This is a genomic window from Wolbachia endosymbiont (group B) of Philonthus cognatus, from assembly GCF_947179345.1.
Lineage (GTDB): Bacteria > Pseudomonadota > Alphaproteobacteria > Rickettsiales > Anaplasmataceae > Wolbachia.
This window is the reverse complement of sequence record NZ_CAMXBG010000002.1, coordinates 902,852-923,246: the sequence shown is the minus strand read 5'-3', so window position 1 is coordinate 923,246 and position 20,395 is coordinate 902,852. Positions and strand designations below refer to the sequence as shown.

13 protein-coding genes, 1 tRNA gene and 1 pseudogene are annotated in these 20,395 nt (G+C 35.4%); 10 read left to right on the top strand and 5 right to left on the bottom strand.

Translation table 11 applies throughout. The annotated features are described in order from the left end of the window. Nucleotides 1-125: 125 nt before the first annotated feature. From dnaJ to ONG78_RS06220, 4 genes are all read right to left on the bottom strand, one after another. Nucleotides 126-1,244, bottom strand: coding sequence for a molecular chaperone DnaJ (gene dnaJ, locus ONG78_RS06235; protein WP_012481762.1), 1,119 nt, complete (start codon nt 1,242-1,244; stop codon nt 126-128). Between the two features lie 82 nt (nt 1,245-1,326). Continuing rightward, a tRNA-Arg gene (locus ONG78_RS06230) sits at nt 1,327-1,404 on the bottom strand. Nucleotides 1,405-1,666: 262 nt separating this feature from the next. After that, the gene (locus ONG78_RS06225; RefSeq protein ID WP_264377944.1) at nt 1,667-2,179 is read right to left on the bottom strand and encodes a hypothetical protein; all 513 of its coding nucleotides are present in this window, start codon (nt 2,177-2,179) and stop codon (nt 1,667-1,669) included. Between the two features lie 77 nt (nt 2,180-2,256). Beyond that, nucleotides 2,257-5,343 (bottom strand): phosphoribosylformylglycinamidine synthase subunit PurL, encoded by a 3,087-nt coding sequence (locus tag ONG78_RS06220; protein ID WP_264377943.1) that lies wholly within the window; start codon nt 5,341-5,343, stop codon nt 2,257-2,259. 108 nt (nt 5,344-5,451) lie between these two features. Here ONG78_RS06220 and ONG78_RS06215 point away from each other — a divergent pair, with 108 nt between their 5' ends. The 9 genes and pseudogenes from ONG78_RS06215 to ONG78_RS06175 all read left to right on the top strand — a co-directional run bounded on the left by ONG78_RS06215 (nt 5,452) and on the right by ONG78_RS06175 (nt 18,219). Continuing rightward, complete coding sequence (locus ONG78_RS06215; protein WP_264378075.1) at nt 5,452-8,370, top strand: PD-(D/E)XK nuclease family protein; 2,919 nt, start codon at nt 5,452-5,454, stop codon at nt 8,368-8,370. Nucleotides 8,371-8,583: 213 nt separating this feature from the next. Further along, on the top strand, nt 8,584-9,990 hold the full coding sequence (locus ONG78_RS06210; RefSeq protein ID WP_264377942.1) for an ankyrin repeat domain-containing protein: 1,407 nt from the start codon (nt 8,584-8,586) through the stop codon (nt 9,988-9,990). Nucleotides 9,991-10,181: 191 nt separating this feature from the next. Further along, nucleotides 10,182-11,570 (top strand): class II fumarate hydratase, encoded by a 1,389-nt coding sequence (gene fumC, locus ONG78_RS06205; protein ID WP_264377941.1) that lies wholly within the window; start codon nt 10,182-10,184, stop codon nt 11,568-11,570. Between the two features lie 82 nt (nt 11,571-11,652). Further along, nucleotides 11,653-12,274, top strand: a pseudogene (locus tag ONG78_RS06200) (IS6 family transposase). 146 nt (nt 12,275-12,420) lie between these two features. Then, nucleotides 12,421-13,020: a peroxiredoxin gene (locus ONG78_RS06195; RefSeq protein ID WP_264377940.1), complete on the top strand. Its 600-nt coding sequence runs from the start codon at nt 12,421-12,423 to the stop codon at nt 13,018-13,020. Then, the gene (gene trxB, locus ONG78_RS06190; RefSeq protein WP_264375322.1) at nt 13,007-13,954 is read left to right on the top strand and encodes a thioredoxin-disulfide reductase; all 948 of its coding nucleotides are present in this window, start codon (nt 13,007-13,009) and stop codon (nt 13,952-13,954) included. Before ONG78_RS06195 ends, trxB begins: the two co-directional genes overlap by 14 nt. Nucleotides 13,955-14,047: 93 nt before the next feature. After that, nucleotides 14,048-15,526, top strand: coding sequence for a TomO hydrophobic C-terminal domain-containing protein (locus ONG78_RS06185; protein ID WP_264377939.1), 1,479 nt, complete (start codon nt 14,048-14,050; stop codon nt 15,524-15,526). Between the two features lie 104 nt (nt 15,527-15,630). Then, on the top strand, nt 15,631-16,950 hold the full coding sequence (locus tag ONG78_RS06180) for a dihydroorotase (RefSeq protein WP_264375320.1): 1,320 nt from the start codon (nt 15,631-15,633) through the stop codon (nt 16,948-16,950). An 84-nt stretch (nt 16,951-17,034) separates the two neighbouring features. Then, the gene (locus tag ONG78_RS06175; protein ID WP_264375319.1) at nt 17,035-18,219 is read left to right on the top strand and encodes a ribonuclease D; all 1,185 of its coding nucleotides are present in this window, start codon (nt 17,035-17,037) and stop codon (nt 18,217-18,219) included. Here ONG78_RS06175 and coaE read toward each other — a convergent pair. Next, nucleotides 18,209-18,787, bottom strand: coding sequence for a dephospho-CoA kinase (gene coaE, locus ONG78_RS06170; protein WP_264375318.1), 579 nt, complete (start codon nt 18,785-18,787; stop codon nt 18,209-18,211). The genes ONG78_RS06175 and coaE overlap by 11 nt on opposite strands. Nucleotides 18,788-18,921: 134 nt before the next feature. Between coaE and ONG78_RS06165 the strand changes: the two genes are divergently transcribed. Next, a complete protein-coding gene (locus ONG78_RS06165) occupies nt 18,922-20,325 on the top strand; it encodes an NAD(P)H-dependent flavin oxidoreductase (protein WP_264375317.1) in 1,404 nt (467 codons plus the stop codon). Nucleotides 20,326-20,395: the final 70 nt, after the last annotated feature.

The following is a 20,395-nucleotide window of genomic DNA, read 5'->3' as shown; positions in this document are numbered from 1 at the left end:
TAAATAAAGGAATTTATCACTTTTGCATAACTTAAAAAAATCTTTTCACTAAAAGAGAAGGCTTTCAAATTGGTAAAAAGAATTAAGTGTAGACAGCTACCTCTTTATATCATTTAGCAAATTTCTCATTTTTTTTTTACTTTTCCAAAGAATCCTTCAGATTTCTGCTCTACACTTTCATGTTCCTCTTCCTCAAGCGCTTTTAATAGCTCAATCTGCTTTTGGGTTAAATTCTTTGGATTTAAAGTCTCAACTATTACCTGTACGTATAAATCACCACGAGCATGTGAGTTCATATATGGCATACCCTTTTCCCTACAACGTAGTTTGGTACCAGTTTGAGTGCCTTCAGGGACCTTTACTTTTATTTTAGCTCCATCAATTGATTGAATATCGATTTCACCACCAAGTACTGCTAGTGTCATTCTTATAGGCACTTTACAGTGTAAATCTGCTCTATTGCGAGTGAAGATCTGATGAGTAGCTATTTTCACACATACGTATAAATCTCCGCTTTTTCCACCTCTTGCTCCAGCTTCTCCTTTACCACTGACCCTTACCTTAGCTCCTTCTTCTATGCCTTTTGGAATTGAAACGGAGATATTTACTTCATCTCTTTTACGCCCACTTCCACCGCATTTCTTACATTTATTTTGTATTATTTCTCCTTCCCCATAGCATGTAGTACACGTTCTTTCAATGGTAAAAAAGCCCTGTTGAGTTCTAATTCTACCGCTTCCCTGGCATGTGTTGCACTGAACTGGTTTGATTGCTCCTTCGCTACCTGTGCCTTGGCATGTATTACATTTTATATTTGTCACATAATGTATAGGTGCTTGTATTCCTTTAAATGCATCTTCTAAGGTAATTTTAAGATCGTAGCGCAGATCTGCTCCAGATACTCCTGTTGTACTTCTTTTTGTTCTTGACCTACTTGTACTGCCGCCGAATCCTCCACCAAAAAAATCGTTAAATATATCGCTAAAATCCCCTCCAGCTTGGCTGAAATCAAATCCACCGGAAGCACCATCGTGACCATAACGATCATAACCTGCTCTTTTTTCAGAGTCAGATAGAACTTCATATGCAGCTGTTACTTCTTTAAATTTTTCCTCTGCTTCCTTATTACCAGGATTTCTGTCAGGATGATATTTTAATGCTAGTTTTTTATATGCTTTTTTTATCTCGTCAGTACTAGCATTTCTGCTCACTTCTAGCAGATCATAATAGTCTTTTTTGTTCATATATAATAGCTCAGTATTTTACCTTTAAAGATAGGTATTACACATATGAATTTCAAGTATGACCTCTATTTCCTATAAAATATGGTGCACCCTGAGCGACTTGAACGCCCGACCTTTTGATCCGTAGTCAAATGCTCTAATCCAACTGAGCTAAGGGTGCTTGCACAAAGTTGACTTTAACAGATTTTATAGCTTATTTCAATTGGTTTAGCTAAAAATAAAACTCTTATCATGTATGAAACCTGTAAGAAATTGTACTAGCTCTCTTAAAGGATAACTTAAGTTAACAGTTTCCAATTACTTTGATTTTAGAACCGCTATCCGAATAAAAGCTTTTCACATTATACTGCCAAGCTGCTAACAAATAGCGGAATGACGGTTATAGTTAAATCTAAACTATTTTGGCTATATCAGAAGACGGGTTATGCAGAAACCTTAAAATACTTCTTGCTTGCCAAGGAGAATAAATACATTCCTACAAACAAGCAGATACTCAATATCGATGCATAGGAAAACTTGAAAATTAAATCTTTAATATATCTTGATAAGCATTTACCTGCAGAAATTTTGTATAGTAGTCCAACACAAACAATCGTACTATCAATGACTGATGCTATAATTAAAGTGATGAAATTTGCCATATGAAAATTCAATTTCGACTTTAATTCTTCAAAAACAACTATGCTTGAGAGAAGAGAGATTAAAATTGCAGTATATAGAACCAGTATCATAAAACTAAAATTTTGCAATTTAAAAAGACAGCATATCACTGTACACACTATTAAGCTGTAAGTAGCTTTGCTTCTACCATAAAACTCAACCATTGAGTTTACAACTAAAGTAGCTCCCACAAATAAGGCAGCACATATCATTAATTTATTTGAAGTGTTAAGTAAAGAAAGACTGATAAGCAAGAGTATTGATAAAATGGACATAATCACCTACCCAAATTTAATAATATGCATTTATTTTAATCAGACATTACACATAATGAAAAATTTGTCTAGCGTAATCAAAAGTTATTTAAACTAGTACCTAAGTCTTTCAAATCTATTCTTATAATATCCTTTATATTGAGAGCTTTCTCCTCTGTCACTTTTCCAATACATGAAAAAACTATACCTTTAAACAATTCTTCAAACTTCCGCTGATTTTGCGGGGCAATGGTTACTAATATTCTACTTTGCGATTCAGAAAACATTATTATCTTGTTTATTATGTCTGTATTTTGTGTTTTTCCTATTGGCACTAGTGAAAGATCGATTTCAGCACCAAGGTCTCCTGCAATTAGCGATTTTGCCAGAGCAATAATTAATCCGCCTAAGTTTGGTGTAATTGCAGAGGCAATTATGCCATCTTTTATTGCCTGGTTGTAATGTTCATACAACTTCCTAGCGCTCTTTGCATTAACTTTTGGCACGTTGTTATTATCTATTCCACTATATAACTGATATTCAGATTTACCAAGCTCATCGTGGGTTGTACCAAGCACATATATCAAGTCCCCTGGCATTTTCACATCAAGCGATACCGCATTTTCAATATTGTCTATAACTCCAATTGCTGAAATGAGTAGTGAAGGTGGTGCAGATATCATCACTTTCTCGCCATTTTCATCATATCCCTTGAAGTCATTAAACATACTGTCTTTTCCGGATATGAATGGTGTTTTAAATGCAGTTGCAAAGTCGTAACAAGCCTCTGCAGCTCTCTTTAGTTGCCACAGCCTTTCTGGATTATAAGCATCACACCAGCAAAAATTGTCGAGCAACGCTAGATGATTTATATTTCCTCCTGCGGCTACATAGTTGCGTATTGCAGTGTCAATCGCACATGCTGCCATGTGATAAGTGTCAATTTCTCCATAACTTGAGCCAAATCCCTGCGATTTTACAACACCTTTGTTTGAAGAAAGGACTGGCCTCGAGACAATAGCTTCACTGCACACTCTTCCCTTGCCTTGCAGTGGTTTCAGTATTGACGATCCTTGAACCTCATGGTCATATTGCACCACTATAAACTCTTTGCTGCGTATGTTTGGTCTGCTTAGCATTTCTTTTAGTGCAAAGGTGTCATTCCAGTGCTTGACACTGGAATCTATCTCAAGCTCAACTCTGCCATCGCACGTATTTTGACATAAAGTTTTAGATTTATTTGCAGACAAAGCCTGCTGGGTTCCAGTGTCAAGCACTGGGATAACAGGAGAGAATTCTGGAATGACAGCGTATGGGTTAGATTTTCCAGACCATGGCTTTGTTTGTAAATGCACTTTGGGATTACCGTCATGCAGAAATTCAGTTTCGATGTCCATTATTACTGCCCCTGGGGGACATTTAACAACGGCTTTGCCACTTTTGTTGAATTCTCCAATTACACAGACCTCCACATCATGTGTTTTCATGATTTGCTTAAACGCAGGAAGATTTTCTTCTGGCACTGCTAAGGTCATTCTCTCTTGTGATTCTGATATCCATATTTCCCACGGAGCCATACCATCGTTTTTAAGGAGAACCTTGCTCAAATCAACTTCAAATCCGTCTTTTCCCATTTCACCAATGGACGATGATAGACCGCCTGCTCCATTATCCGTTATTGCATTATAAAGACCAAGATCTCTTGCTTTTACGACGGCGTTGGATAATTTTTTTTGTGTTATAGGATCACCAATTTGCACAATTGTTGAAGGGCTGTTTCCCGACAATGCCTCTGAAGAAAAAGTTGCACCGTGAATTCCGTCCCTTCCAACTCTTCCACCAATAATTACGATTTTATCACCGTTTTTGGGTTCTTTTATGTGTGAAGGTGCATTATTTATATTCCGTGGAATAATTCCGATGCTTCCAACAAAAACTAATGGCTTTCCACAGAATCTATCGTCAAAGTATACCGATCCAAGTTGCGTTGGAATACCGGAGCAATTACCAGCAACATTAACACCGTGAATCACTTCTTTCATTATATATTTTGGTGGTAAGATTTTATCAGTACGCTCTTTATCTCTATAAAGTTTGCCTTTTGATTCTTTGGCAAAGCAAAAGTAATAAGTATTCATGATAGGTTCTGCACCTTTGCCAAAACCGACTATATCTCGATTAACTCCAAGCACTCCAGTCATTGCTCCACCGAACGGATCGAGAGCTGAAGGACTATTGTGAGTTTCAACTTTATCTACAATCAAGTAATCGTCATCAAAAATTATTCCTCCTGCGTTGTCGGAGAAAACTGACACGCATATGTTAGAATTTATCTCACGCGTTGCACGCTTAATATAATGAGCATATAGACCATCTTTTATTTCATCAATAGGGGAGCAAAAAATATTGTGTTTACAATGTTCAGACCAAGTCTGTGCCAGAGACTCAAGTTCAATATCATATGGATTTCTACCGAGTTTTTTAAAGTAATCCTTTATAGCTTTCATTGCTGCCAGCGAGAGCCCTAAAGTGCCATTACCATCGATTCCATCTCTGCTGATTTTTTCAAGCTCTTGGTCACTTACATTGAGTTTGACAGATTTTGCTCCATTATTACCTGGTGTCATCCCAGTGCTTGACACTGGAATCCATTCTTTTTTTTCCTGGTCACGCGCTGTAATGACACCAGGTGGGGTATTTGGTTTACTGTAATACTTCCAATGGCAATTGCCGTTTTCTTTATAGACAAGTGTGCAATATTCAGTAATAGGATTGAATTCCTGTTTTATGTCATCTTCGGTTGGAAAACCTCCTTGACTTAGAATCAATTTTGAACTTCTTGCCTTGATAGAAACACTTTCATCAATGTGGCCTTTGCTCATTAGATATTCTCTAACAATTTGTTTTGCCGTGTTTCCTACGTTATCGGTCATGCCAGGTAAAAAGCTTATCTCCAAGCCCCACTTTGCTTGTGATTCTATGAAGTTATATTGAACTTTTTCAAGGTTTTCATTGTAGGAATAATAACGGCAGTCTTGTATGACTTTATTATAAAATAGCCCACAAATTTCTTCATGTAATTTTGATGGTAATTCTTTGCTTATGTAAATCAAGTAAACATTAACTACCCTTCTGCGGCCAACTTGTTCACATTTATTAAAAACTTCTATTCTGATGTTTGCCATGTAATATTGTGAAAGACTTTAATATATCATAGCATAAGAAACTGCGAGCACATTTATATTTTAAATAATTTCTATACAATAAAAGTGTTGTATTAATTGTTACTGTTAGTGGGAAGAGTTTTTACCGTTAATGTGAATGAGTCCTTTTTCAATGTATTGGTTCAGCACATATTTTCTGAATATGAAAGAGAAAAAATTCCCGAGATAAAGATCATACTTCCCTGCAAGAGGGATGTGATAGCATTGCTGAGTGCATTCAAGAATTACAGAACTATAATTTTGCCAGAGATAGTTTCACTAGAAAACATTGATGAAGAAGATTTAATATTAAATCTTGATAGAGTTAAAGTTATTAACCCGACAAAGAGAACGCTGCTACTCATTCAATTTATATTGGAGTGGAATAAAAAACACAATGATAGTTTTCCAATCGATCTAGTTTACAGTTTGCCGTCATTACTTCAATATACCCAAATAGCGGATTGTTATCAGCTTGATGAGCATTCGAAGAAAATGGAGAATTTCATAAACTTACTTATCAAAACTTGGAGTAACACTTTAAAAAATTTAGGAGTAGTAGATATACTAAAGCATAAGAGTGACTACATAAACAATATGATAGCCTCCCTGAATAAAGATCAGCATATGATCTTTATTGGAATTGGAAAGGAGGAGATTTATAAGTTGTTGATTAAAGCTGTATACGACCTGCCATTTGGAAAGATAATTTTACCTAATCTGAATTTGAAAATTAAAGAGAAAGATTGGCAATCACTTGATAAAAAACATTATCAATATTGCCTGAAAGATCTGCTCGATTATTTAAGTATAGGCAGAGAGGATGTAAGTTTTCTGTCAGAAGCGTGTTCTGATGTCATTCCAGTGTCCAGACACTCGGATCCAGAAAACTTAACTTTAAATGAGTGCACCAGGTGGCTGTACAATAGAAACTGGATTCCAGTATCAAGCACTGGAATGACATCATCTACTACTCAAATTACCTGCAAATTACAATGTTCGTACACTAAAAATCAGAGGGCTGGGATGACAGGCAGTCCTGAACTAGATTATGTCTTTGATACAACTGCCGATCTAAGTAAAGTTAGTAATGGATATATTGGCAATATTGAAGTCATCACTTGTGATTCCAGAGAGGAAGAAGCACAGGTGACGTCACTAATTATGGAGAATGAAGGTTATGAAAACGTTTCTTTGTTTGTCTTTGATAAATTACTTGCAGCTCGTATGGTGTGCCCCATATCGAAAAACTATTCTTATGTGACGCTTCTGCTTTATAGTATTGAGATTTTGAACTCAAAATGGAACGGTGTGGCATTGCTTTCTCTTCTTAAACATAGGCTAGTGACTTTTGGTTACGCTCAAGAAGAGTACACTCGTATTTTATCTGAGTTTGAGATAGAAGTATTGCGTAGCTTTGATATAAATGGTCTTAAGGATATTATCAACGCTATTAGTACTTGTAAAAAGCTAAGATATAAAGAAGATATATTAATTATTATCAGTAGATTAGAAACTATATTTAATCTTTTACTTAATCTTATAAATTATCCTATTTCTGATATAGCAGCAGCTCATTTACAGTGTGTTAATGTGCTTTCTAATGTGAATTTTCTAGAGCTAAATGGTGAAATAGGTAATTTTACTCGTGATTTCTTAAATGCATGTGACGGTATAGCAATTGAGTGTTCCTTAGAGTTATATAGTCAAATCCTGATATTATTTTTAAAAAGGAAGTTTTTTTCTCCAGAAAATAACTTTGATAAATTTAGCTTATATCAAAATAAAGTTGTAATACTTGCTGGATTTAATGATATACCAAATTTTCAGAATCCGTTTTTGAGTGCACTGAATAGAGAAAAATTTAACCTTCCTTCTGTGCAAGAAGAGCAAGGGTACTTTTTGTATACTTTGCGCAATTTATTTGGTGCCGGCAAGGTTTATATTACGAGGCTAGTGAGTGATAGAAAATCAATTCTATTGCGCCGTTTAGAAGTTCTGTTACAAGAACCAAAATATCCTTATCGCAATTGGCTAAGAATATTAAATACACCTGAGTGCATTGTTCCATGTACTCAGCCTATGCCAAAACCTCAAGCCAAAGTCAGAGAAGAAAAAATGCAAGTGATGTCTTGCAGTGCGGTAGAAAAACTGATTCGTAACCCTTATTCATTTTATGTTGAATACATACTGAACCTTAGACAGTTGAAAGACTTAAATTTTAAGCCATCGATATTGGAGTTTGGCACTATGGTACACAATATTCTTGCAAGATATTTACGCAACGAAAAGTCGCTGATGAGTATTGCACGAGAAATATTCTCGTCTAATCGATTCCACTTTTCAAATATGTGGTGGGTAAGGTTGCAGAGGATAATTCAATCTTTTGTTGAGTTTGATAGGACTGGAAACAATCAAGTTGAGTTGGAGAAGAGCTTTTCCTATCCGATATTTCATATTCCAGCGCGTGACACACAACTGCGCGGATGCTGTACAACTTCCACTAAGAATAAGGGTGTCATCCCAGTGCTTGACTACTTGGATCCAGAAAATTTGATTGCAAATGAACACACCAGACAATTGTGTAATAAGAGCTGGTCAGATACTCGAATGACAGAGGAAATTTTATTGACAGCAAGATGTGATAGAGTTGAGTATCTACCAGGTGGGCAAGTAGCAATTATAGACTATAAACTTGGTTCACCACCTTCCAATGAGGAAGTTATGTCAGGATTTTTCCCGCAATTAATTTTACAAGCTTTAGCAGTGGAATACACAACAAAAAAAGAAGTCTCGGAGCTTGCTTATTGGAAACTTGATTATGATAAAATAAAGGTTATTGCTTTGAAAGATTATAGACAAAAAATGCATGAATTTCAGAATATTCTACCAGATTTCTTATCTAATTATTTAAGAGATACTACTCCCTTCATTGCCTCTCCTTATTTTGATAAATTCCTGAGATTTAACATCTACAAACAACTAGAAAGGATAGGGGAGTGGTTATAAATTATATCTCCTCTCATCCAGATCAAAATAGCTGGTTGTACAGCTGGTTTACTAAGTGCAGTAGGAGAATTACTAGATTGTGATATAGACTCATCTTTGCTAGACTCAAATAACCATAAAAAAACACTAAAAAGTGATTCAATCAATTTTAGCCATTAAAACTTGAATAGTGGCTAAAATAGCTTTAAATTGTATATTTTTTAGGAGGAGTATATGCCATCACAAAAACAGCTAAATGCGCAGCTAATTGATGCTGCTAAAAAAGGACAGCTAGATTTTGTTCAGCAAGCTATACAGGGTGGAGCAATTATTAATACAATAGATGATGATTATGGGAGAACTGCTTTAATATGGGCTGCTGACAATGGTCAACTAGAGATATTACAATACTTGATAGAAGAGGGAGCAAATGTTAATGCAGAATCTCTGGGAAACATAACTGCTCTAATTCATGCTGCTGCCCATGGTCATCTTGAGGTAGTACAACTTCTAATAGCAAATGGAGCTGATTTAAATGTGAAACGTAAAGGTCAATTCTCTGCCCTAACATATGCTATTGTAAATGGCCATACGGAGGTAGCAAAGCTTCTAACTAGATATCATTTAATAGCTAATCTTGATATGTCAATACCTCGCTTGCCTCTTCCTACTTGTATACCAGAGTTATCATCTTATTGGTATGACTGTAAGGATGAGCTCAATAAAATGAAGGAAGAAGATAGTGAATTATATAATTTTCTTGTAAGTAAGAGAATTAATGAACAGGTAAGAATTTGGACAGAGAGTGAGACAATACAAAATATTTCACAAGATAGATTAAATATAGAATACTCAATCTATGCTAAAGATTTAACAGGTAAAATAGAATTAGTGATATTTTTTCTTAACAACAGGGAAATAATCAATTCTTTATTGCGGTATTATAAGGTAAGAATTCAAACAATTGATCAGTTAAAAAGCCTACTTGATCGTTTCACAAGAGAACATGTAGAGCTTGAAGTAGAAATTGTTCCAGCACAATTAAACTTTAATACTAAAGAGTTACAACCCTCTAAACTAAAAATATTATCATTTGCACAAATGATTAACAATCATGCAGGATTATTTTCAGCTGCCAAAAATGGTCAATTAGAAACAGTAAGATACCTGATAGAAAAACAGAAAGAAGATATTAATTCAACAGATCACTATGGAAGAACTGCTCTAATGTGGGCTGCTGGAAGTGGCTATTTAGAGGTAGTAAAGTACCTGATAGAAACAGCAAAAGCAAATGTTAATGTGAAAGATGGCTATGAAAACACTGCTCTGAATTATGCTACTAGAAACGGGCATTTAGATGTAAAAGAATATCTGAAAAGTCATATACAAAAAGAGCTACGGAAGAAATACGTCTGCATTGGTGTTAGTGGTATAGTAGGTTATGTTGCTGGTATGACAATATCATGTTCTGCGGGAGCAGTGATTACAGTTTGTGCAGCATCAGCGACCGTTAGTCTAGCGTTAGGTGCAATGTTGGGTTATATGATTGTAGAAGTAAAAAAAGAGAAAGCAAACAAAGGTATAGCTTCTGCGCTTAAAGATGTTTTCACTATTCAATCTCTAAGTAGAATAGCCTTATAGAGAGTGAAAGTAGGTTTATTGCTTAAGGTTGCATGATTGCCTTAATAACAATAAAAAAGTAATAGAAGCAAAAGATATGGCTTGAAAATTTTCTACGGTCTGGACTAAAAATGTCTCAACTTGACACTGAAATACAATTTGATTTAACTAATCATATATGTAGGTAATGTCAAACACTAGAATGAGGAAATATGGATAAAAAAGTTAGAATAGAATCAGATAGCTTAGGAAAAGTAGAAGTACCAAGTGAACATTACTGGGGAGCGCAGACTCAGCGTTCTTTGGAAAATTTCAAAATTGGTACAGAGAAAATGCCAGAGCCGCTGATTAAAGCGCTAGCAATAGTAAAACTTGCAGCAGCACGTGTTAACATGAAACAGAGTAGCATAGATAATAGAGTAGGGGATGCAATCTGCACAGCGGCACAGGAGGTAATAGACGGTAAATTTAATAATCAATTTCCGCTTGTTGTTTGGCAAACCGGGTCTGGGACGCAGACCAATATGAATGTGAATGAAGTGATCAGCAATCGTGCAATAGAAATTTTGGGCGGTGATTTAGGTAGTAAGTCTCCAGTGCATCCAAATGATCATGTAAACTGTGGTCAGTCATCAAATGACACTTTTCCAACAGCAATGCATATAGCAGTAGCAGAGCAAATAAACCGCTTGCTTATTCCCAATCTTGAAGAATTATATAAAGCGCTAAATAATAAGGTTCATGAATTTAAGGATATAATAAAAGTAGGGCGTACTCATCTGCAAGATGCAACTCCTCTAACACTTGGGCAGGAATTTTCTGGCTATGCAGTTCAGATTAAAAAGGGAATAGAGAGAGTAAAGTCAACTCTGATCAATGTATATGAACTTGCACAAGGTGGCACCGCGGTTGGCACGGGAATCAATACTAAAAAGGGTTTTGCTGAGGATTTTGCTAAAGAAGTGGCAAAAATCACTAACTTTCCATTTATTTCAGCAAAAAATAAGTTTGAAGCACTAGCAGCAAATGATGCTTTAGTTGAGCTCAGTGGAGCACTCAATACAGTAGCAGTAAGCTTGATGAAAATTGCAAATGATATAAGGCTACTTGGTTCTGGTCCAAGATGCGGAATTGGAGAAATAATGTTACCAGAAAATGAGCCTGGCTCTTCAATCATGCCGGGTAAGGTGAATCCAACTCAATGCGAAGCAGTGACTATGGTATGTGCTCAAGTTATGGGAAATCATGTTGCCGTGACAATTGGTGGCTCAAATGGTCACTTTGAATTGAACGTGTTTAAGCCGGTGATAATTTACAATGTTTTGCAGTCTATAAGACTTTTAGCTGATGCAAGTTTAAATTTTTCAGAGAAATGCGTAGTTGATATTAAAGCAAACGAAGAAAGAATAAAGGATTTACTAAATCAGTCGTTAATGCTAGTTACTATATTAAATACGCATATAGGATATGACAATGCAGCAAAAATAGCGAAGCTTGCTTATAAAGAAAATATCACTCTAAAAGAAGCAGCAGCAAAACTTCAACTGATCACTGAGGAGGAGTTTGAAAGTATAGTGAAACCAGAGGAGATGGTAAGTTAAACTACCACCTTTTTTAGGGTTCTGTCGCATTTGTAGGGAAGTAGAAAGAAGAATGATATAATTGTCTAAAAAAAAAGCAAAGATGTTTCGTATCAATCAAAAATTGTTGCCATATTTCAAAGGATTTAGCTTTTCAGAGGATGTTATCTGTATACATGAAATGTCGATTCTCTTTGAGCTATCGAGATTTGGAAGAAATGATGAGTATAAGGGGAGCAAAATGCTACGTTACAAAGGTGGGTTATCACCACTGATAGATGAGGCAGTAAGGAAAAGAAAGAAGCAGGTTGGTAGTAGTTGGAGAGACTTACATTAAATTAAACGGTAAATGGGTTTATTTATATACTGTACTCTTGTGTGTTAGTAGAGACAAGTCTGCAGCACTTGCATTCTTTCGTAAAGCCTTCAGGAGTAACTATCTTCCTGAGAAAATTGTAATTGATAAAAGCGGCAGTAATACTGCTGCTCTTGATGATTTGAATGCAGAAATTTCTGAAGATTACAGTTCTTCAAATAAAATATCTAAATAATATTGTTGATAGATTTATCAAAAAACTAATAAAGCCAATGCTTGGGTTTAAAAGCTTCCATTCCGCAAAGATTACCATCACAGGCATAGAAAATATTCGTATGATTCAAAAAAGACAAATTATTAAAATAATGTTTCTACTTTTGAGAATTTTGCTATATTAATGGCTTCATAACTCCTATAATCCCACCTTTAATGATCTTCTTTCCTATGGTTTATAGATGCGACAGAACCGTTTTTATAGGATTGGGGCTAAAGAAAACTTGCATGTAAATGTATCAAGGTATAAAATTATAAATATTAAGAATGAATAGGTTAGTTATGAATCTTGTAACAAAATCCGCTATCGATTTTACTGCTTCGGCTGTTCTTGCTAGTGGAAAAATAGTTGATGATTTCTGTTTAAGTAAACATATAAAGGATAAGTATGCTGTCCTTTTTTTCTATCCACTTGATTTTACTTTTGTCTGTCCAACTGAGTTGATATCATTTGGCAACAAAATAGAAGATTTTTCAAAACGTAATGTTGAAGTGATAGGAATAAGTATAGATTCAAAATTTTCACACTATAAATGGCGAAACACTCCAGTTAATGATGGTGGTATTGGAGAGGTTAGCTACAATTTAGTGTCTGATATCAAAAAGTCTATATCAAGAGACTATGGGGTCTTATATGATGACTCAATTGCACTAAGAGCAACTTTTGTTATTGATGATAAGTTTGTTGTACGTCATCAATCGATAAATGATTTTCCTTTAGGGCGTAATATCGATGAGTTTATTAGAATTATTGATGCAATAAAACATAATGAAGAGCATGGTGAAGTATGTCCAGCAGGGTGGAAAAAAGGTAAGCCAGCAATGCAGGCAAGCGATGAAGGAGTGGCTGATTATCTAAACTCACACAGTGCAGAATTATAAATTGAGTACAAAAGTTCTTATTATTGGATCTGGAGCAGCGGGTTATGCTGCTGCTATATATGCAGCACGTGCAAATTTAGAGCCAATTGTAGTAACAGGAATGCAACCTGGTGGTCAGCTTACACTTACTACGGATGTTGAAAACTATCCAGGTTTTGTTTCTATACAAGGTCCAGAACTCATGGAACAAAAGAGGTTGCATGCAGAGAAGGTGGGGGCAAGGGTAATAAATGACGAAATAAAAAGCGTTGAACAACTTGAGGATTCTAATGAGTATAGATTTAGATCTTGTGGTAATGCTAGTGACTACTATTCGAATGCAATTATAATCGCAGCTGGTGCGCAAGCGAAGTGGCTTGGCCTGGAGAGTGAAAAGAAATTTCAAGGTTACGGAGTTTCGGCATGCGCAACTTGTGATGGTGCATTTTTTAGAAATAAAGTTGTAGCTGTGGTTGGTGGTGGAAATACTGCTGTTGAAGAAGCAATATTTTTAACTCGATTTGCTAAGGAAGTTATACTGATACACAGGCGTGATAAGTTAAGAGCAGAGAAAGTAATGCAAGACAGGCTCTTTAAAAATGATAAGATAAAGGTAATATGGAATCATACCGTAGAGCAGATTCTTGGAGAAGAAAATCCTAAAAAAATTACTGGCATTACAATTAAATCGACAGACATCAATAAAACCCAGGAATTGAAAGTAGATGGAGTGTTCATTGCAATTGGGCATGCACCAAATACAGGTATTTTTAAGGGCTTTGTTGAAATGGATCAGCAAGGTTATATAATTACGAAACCTGGAACAACTCTAACCAGTAGGGCAGGGGTGTTTGCTGCTGGTGATGTTCAAGATAAGGTATATCGCCAGGCAGTAGTTGCAGCAGGTACAGGGTGCATGGCTGCACTTGATGCAGAAAAGTTTTTGGAATCATAATTAGTTCTAAAATTTTTAACTAAATTGCTTGCAATTTTCTTTGTTTTTTTTTTATAATTATGTTAGTAAATTATAGTTTGGGGAGAATTTAGTATGCTTTCGGGAGGTAATGTAGATTTTAGAAGAAGGGTTGTTAATGATGCAGGATTACGAGCTCAAAATCAAACAACTTCAGGACAATCAACAAAAAAATTATTTAAAGCTATTCAATTTCAAGGCACTGATGATGAAAGAGTAACACCTGAAGAAGCTTTGAATCATTTTCAACAAGCATTGCAAGAAGGTGCGGATGTTAATGCGTTTAATGAAGAAGGCATGACACCTTTGATATCTATAATTTATGATTTATCTGCAGGCTCTGAAACAGAAGAAGAAAAAGAATATCAGAGTATGATTAGGTTACTTCTACTTCACCGAAGCATAGATGTTAATATTCAAAAAAAAGGTGATGGCAATACAGCTTTGCATCTAGCAATGTCCTTTCAACAAAGGAAAGTGTTACAACTCTTACTAAGTCATCCGAGAATAATGATGTATCTACTAAATAAAAGACTTCAAGATCCTGAGGAATGTGCTAAAAAAAATCGTGCTGAGCATTTGATCATAGAAATACAAAAAGCAGAAACAGGAAAACAATTATTGAATGCTCTTTCTAACAGAAATATTGACCGAGCAAAAAGACTATTAAATCAAGAACTCAACCCTAATTGTTGGAAAAGAAATTCAAATGGAGAAATAGAAACACCACTTAGCCTGATTATCAAATCATGTTTACAAGGAATAACAGAGGAAAATAAAAAAGAAGTACTGACTAAATTTTTAAAACATAAAGACCTAGATTTTAGTCAAATAAAACCAATACCAGCTATAGAGCAAAATTCAAGATTGAAGCAAATCATTGAACAAGCTATGAAAGAGCGATTAACTGATGCTATTAATAGAAAAGATTTGGATGATATAAAAAAATTAGTAGAAGATAATTGCTTTATGAATGATCAAATTGTTATTGAGTTGCTTAAAAGTTTTAATCCTGTCAGAGAATATCTAAATGGAAAATTCCCTGCAACTGTGGAACAGTCTTCAGCAAATGTACATAATGTTGCCCCGGAAATAAACGACGATTTGATTGCTCAAGAATTGCAGCAGCTCGAAAACCTTAGAAATGAGCTTGAAAGAACAAAGGCTCAACTTACAGAAAAAGAGCAAGAGCTGAATAGGGTCGTAAGTGAAAGAACAAGAGACACTGACAAAATTTCACAGTTAGAAAGGGATTTAAGGCAAGAGAGATTAGAACTTCAAGCTCAAAATCAAGACTCAAAGAACAAAAACAGAAAACTTTCAGAAGCAAGCATTTATAATAGAAGGCAAAGTAACTATGCCTCTGCCTCTTTTGTGTTATCTGGAGCATTTGCTGTTGGTACAAGTCTAACAATGGTTCATTTAGCAATGTGTGTTTCGCTTGCTGTAGCTGCATTAACTTTTCTTGCAGTAGGATGTTACTGTTCTTATAACGCAAATACCGCACTTAATAACGTTGAAATCGAAAATGGTAGTTATAGAATAGCTGCTTGAGTATTAATTTAAATATTCTTTATTGCTAGTTTTATATCATCACTTTAATTTGGTTGTGTTTTACTAAAAAAACTTTAGATTTATTTTATAATTGATACTCAAATATGATTTTGAATTTATTGCAGACAGGGCAAAAGGAAGGCTATAAAATTGCGTATACCAATGCTCGTATTATTGACCCGGAAACTAAACTTGATATAAAAGGTTCATTATTGACTGAAGGGGATAAAATTGTTGATTTTGGCGAATCATTATTTTCAACAAGTGGAGTTGATGAAACAATAGATTGTGAAGGGCTTGTTCTAATGCCAGGTCTTATTGACATTCACGTGCATTTTCGTGAACCAGGTCAAGAGCATAAAGAAACTATACATACAGGCAGCAAATCTGCAGCTGCAGGGGGCGTTACAACTGTAGTTTGCCAGCCAAACACTGTTCCAGCGATTGATAGTGTTGTCTTGGCTAAGTATTTGAAATATAGAGCATTTGAAACTTCGCATGTGAATGTTCAATTTTACGCTAAAATCACCACTTCGGAAGAAAAATTAACTGAAATGGCACTCTTAAAGGAAGAAGGTGCAGTTGGGTTCACCGATGATGGTATGCCAGTTATGAATCCAATGATTATGAGACAGGCACTGCTTTATTCAAGTATGCTTGGTGTTCCTATTGCTCAACACGCAGAGGATTTGAATCTATCTGCTGGTGGCGCAATTAACGAGGGTAAGATTTCTGAAGAATTGGGAGTAAAGGGAATCTTGAGTGCGTCAGAGTCGGTCATGGTAACTCGTGATATACTGCTAATGAAGGACATAGAAAATGTACACTATCATATTTTACATGTCTCTTCAAAAGATTCACTTGATGCTATTAAACGTGCAAAAGATTTGGGATTAAATGTTACATGTGAAGTAACTCCTCATCACTTTACTTTAACTGAAGATATAGTAAAGCAACATGGGGCAATCGCAAAAATGAATCCGCCACTACGTACTGAGGAAGATCGTTTAGCTATGATTGAAGGTTTAAAAACAGGTGTGATTGATTGCATTGCAACCGATCATGCTCCGCATGATCTTAGTTCTAAAGATCTTCCACTTGAAAATGCTGCATTTGGTATTGTTGGCCTTGAAACAATGCTGCCCCTTTCACTTGAACTATATCATAGTGGACAAATGGGTCTACTTGATGTGCTTGCAAAATTGACATATAAGCCTGCAGATATCATACATATGCCACGTGGCCGCATACAGAAAAACCTTGTAGCGGACTTAATTTTAGTTGATTTGGATCATGAATGGGAAATTAAAGTTGACAACTTTGCTAGTAAATCAAAGAATTCGCCTTTCGGTGGACGCAAAGTGAAAGGGCACGTAGTACGTACCGTTGTGTCTGGCAAAACTGTATATTTACAGAAGAGTTAGTTATTATACAATTGTGCTCTCAACTTCAATCAATTGTAAAGATTTTATATAAGTGGTAAAATATAGCCACTGAATAAAAAATATATGCTAATTAGTACGACATCGGAACTGGAAAATGCATGTAAAGAATTGATGGAAAAAGATCCAAAATTTATAGCAATTGACACGGAGTTCATTAGAAATAATTTAACCTACTACCCAAAATTATCGTTAATTCAAATTTCTTACGGAGAGAAGAGTTTTATTGTAGATGCATTAGTGCCAGAAATTGATTTATCATTCATTAAGAAAATGATGCTAAATCAGGGAATAATCAAAGTGTTTCATAGCTGCCGGCAGGATATAGAATCCTTACTCACTGTGTTTAAATGTGTTCCCACTCCTATTTTTGATACCCAAGTTGCTGCTATGTTTTGCCATTATTATCATGACTTTATTGGTTATTCAAAAGTAGTAGAGCAATATCAAGGAATAGCACTGGATAAAATTAAAGCTAAAAATTCAGACTGGTTAAGGCGTCCATTGTCTGAGGATCAACTAGACTATGCAATAAACGACGTGGTATATCTATATGATCTATACCAAATATTGTGCAATAAACTTGAAGAAAGTAATAGGATGAGTTGGTTTCAAGAAGAGATGGAATTATTGGTTGACATAAATAAGTATTTGCATAGTCCAAAAGATGCATGGAGGAGGATTAAATTTAACTATGAAGCAAATCCGAGGCTAATGTTAGTTGTTAAAGCAGTGAGTGAGTGGCAAGAGACTTTAGCACAACGCTATAACATCAATCGTAATAAAGTAATTAATAATGCTGTAATAATTGGTCTTATTGAAAAAAATGTGGAGCGTATTGACGAGGTTTTAGATGATCTTGAGAGGAACACAAAAAATATAAAAGAGGAAGATTTATTGGAATTTATGAATATTTTCAATGAGAATGAGAAGGAGTTTGTGCAGCAAAATTATACTCTGTCAGATAATTATGATAAATCTGTATTTGATATACTCTCGATTATTTTAGAGAGCAAATGTAAGGAAAATAACATATCAAGAAAGTTAGTTTCATCAAAAGATGAGTTAGCTGGTTCAATATCTGGGCAGATAGATAAACTATTCAAGGGGTGGAGATATGATTTTTTCGGTAAGTCAGTTGAATCATTTTTGAACGCAGGCTCAAGGTTTGAGATTTTAATGGTAAAATCTGCTGATAGTACAGCTAAAATTCGGAGTAATCTCGTGAAAAATAACCGTATCACGTGCTGAGGTCTAACGAGTTTATTATGTCTTTCACTTGAGAAAAAACATTTGCGCTGCTATCGATTATGAAGTTACTCATTTGCCTTTTTTCTTCAATAGGTAGCTGAATACTGAACATTAGATTCAGCTTTTCTTTATCCATATTACGCTCACTAATCCTTTGAGCTTGCACAACGCTATCTGCATGGATAAAAACAATAAAATCGCAATACAAATGAAATCTCGTTTCCAGCAGGAGTGGAATGTCTAGAACTAGAAGTTTTCTGTTGTTTTCTTTCTCATGATCAATAAAAAATTCTAATTCATTTCGCACAGCGGAATGTACTAAAGACTGGAATTGCTTCCAATTTTCATCATGTGCTAAAAAATATTTAGACAATACTGTTCTATCAATTTTTCCATTTACTACTACCCCAGGAAATTTTTCTTCTGCATAACTTATTATGTTTTTGTCCACTTTATAAAGCTGGTGCACGACAGAGTCGGCATCAAACAAAGCGGCACCAAATTCTTTAAAGCAATTGGCTACAAAGCTCTTTCCAACTGCAATCCCACCTGTTAAACCTATGATCATATAGCAAATTTCTTATAAAACTATATTTATAGCATCTCCTATGCCTATTTAAAACTGAATGCATAGGTATAAAAAGAAAAGCTATTATTTTTTTAGTAATTAAGTAAAATAGAGTGAAAGATTAAGAGGAAATTTTGAAAGATAAGATAAAAAAGATAGTGATTTCAGGGAAAGAAGTGTGGCCAATCATTGAGGGCGGTAAAGGTATTGCAATCAGTGATGGAGGATCAAGTGGGGCATTTGCTGCAGCGGATGCTGTTGGTACGTTTTCTGGTGCAAATGCTAAACTTATCGATGACAATGGCGAGCTGGTACCACTAATTTATAAAGGTAAAACAAGAAATGAAAAGCACGAAGAGTTAATCAAGTATAGTATTGAGGCTGGAGTTAGTCAAGCAAAAATAGCGAATGAAATATCAAAGGGCCGTGGAAGAATACATATGAACGTGCTTTGGGAAATGGGAGCAGCAGAACAAGTCCTTCATGGCATATTAGAAAAAGCAAAAGGCTTAGTTCATGGCATCACTTGCGGTGCTGGTATGCCTTACAGGCTTGGAGAAATTGCAGCTAAATATCAAGTTTATTACTACCCTATTATCTCATCGGCGCGCGCTTTTAAAGCGTTGTGGAAACGTGCTTACCAAAAAATATCTTCTTTTTTACTTGGTGGAGTAGTATATGAGGATCCGTGGCTTGCTGGTGGTCACAATGGGCTCAGTAATAGTGAAGACCCAGAATTACCGCAGGCTCCATTTGAAAGAGTTGCAGAGCTTAGATCTTTCATGAACGAGGTTGGTCTTGCTGAAACGCCAATTGTTATGGCAGGGGGAGTGTGGCATTTGAAGGATTGGGAACATTGGTTTGACAATTTACAAATCGGACCAATAGCTTTTCAGCTTGGTACTCGTCCACTTTTAACAAAAGAAAGTCAGATTTCTACAGAGTGGAAAAAGAAGTTACTTACTTTAGAAGAAGGTGATGTATTTTTAAACAAATTTAGTCCAACAGGGTTTTACTCATCTGCAGTAAGAAATAACTTCATACGTGAGCTACAGGAGAGGAATTCACGTCAAATAAAATTTTCGGAAAGTGCAAGCGGAGAGTTTAATAATGAATTTGCAATGGGTAGCAGAGGTAGAAAGATTTACCTCACTGTAAAAGACAAAGAGCTAGCAAATGCATGGATTAAAGCAGGGTATACAGAGGTAATGAAAACTCCAGATACAACTGTTATTTTTGTGACACCAGGCAAATTTGCGGAAATAAGACAAGATCAAATTAATTGCATGGGATGTTTAAGCCATTGTCTGTTTAGCAATTGGAAAGATCATGGTGACCATTCAACAGGGCGAAAGCCAGACCCACGGAGTTTCTGTATACAAAAGACACTGCAAAACATTGTACATGACGGCAATGTTGAAAATGAACTCATGTTTTCTGGACACAATGTGTACAGATTTAAGCAAGACCCATTTTATGAAAATGGCTACGTACCGACAGTAAAAGAATTGGTGGAAAGGATATTAACTGGGTATTAGGGTATGGTTGAATTGACAAGTAAACTTTACTTTGTTATAATAAATGTTTATTAATTTAACCTTAATTTAG

What these genes read in the sequence shown, in the direction of transcription:
- dnaJ (WP_012481762.1), bottom strand. Translation starts at nt 1,244, where the DNA reads ATGAACAAAAAAGACTATTATGATCTGCTAGAAGTGAGCAGAAATGCT.
- ONG78_RS06225 (WP_264377944.1), bottom strand. Translation starts at nt 2,179, where the DNA reads ATGTCCATTTTATCAATACTCTTGCTTATCAGTCTTTCTTTACTTAAC.
- ONG78_RS06220 (WP_264377943.1), bottom strand. Translation starts at nt 5,343, where the DNA reads ATGGCAAACATCAGAATAGAAGTTTTTAATAAATGTGAACAAGTTGGC.
- ONG78_RS06210 (WP_264377942.1), top strand. Translation starts at nt 8,584, where the DNA reads ATGCCATCACAAAAACAGCTAAATGCGCAGCTAATTGATGCTGCTAAA.
- fumC (WP_264377941.1), top strand. Translation starts at nt 10,182, where the DNA reads ATGGATAAAAAAGTTAGAATAGAATCAGATAGCTTAGGAAAAGTAGAA.
- ONG78_RS06195 (WP_264377940.1), top strand. Translation starts at nt 12,421, where the DNA reads ATGAATCTTGTAACAAAATCCGCTATCGATTTTACTGCTTCGGCTGTT.
- ONG78_RS06185 (WP_264377939.1), top strand. Translation starts at nt 14,048, where the DNA reads ATGCTTTCGGGAGGTAATGTAGATTTTAGAAGAAGGGTTGTTAATGAT.
- ONG78_RS06180 (WP_264375320.1), top strand. Translation starts at nt 15,631, where the DNA reads ATGATTTTGAATTTATTGCAGACAGGGCAAAAGGAAGGCTATAAAATT.
- ONG78_RS06175 (WP_264375319.1), top strand. Translation starts at nt 17,035, where the DNA reads ATGCTAATTAGTACGACATCGGAACTGGAAAATGCATGTAAAGAATTG.
- coaE (WP_264375318.1), bottom strand. Translation starts at nt 18,787, where the DNA reads ATGATCATAGGTTTAACAGGTGGGATTGCAGTTGGAAAGAGCTTTGTA.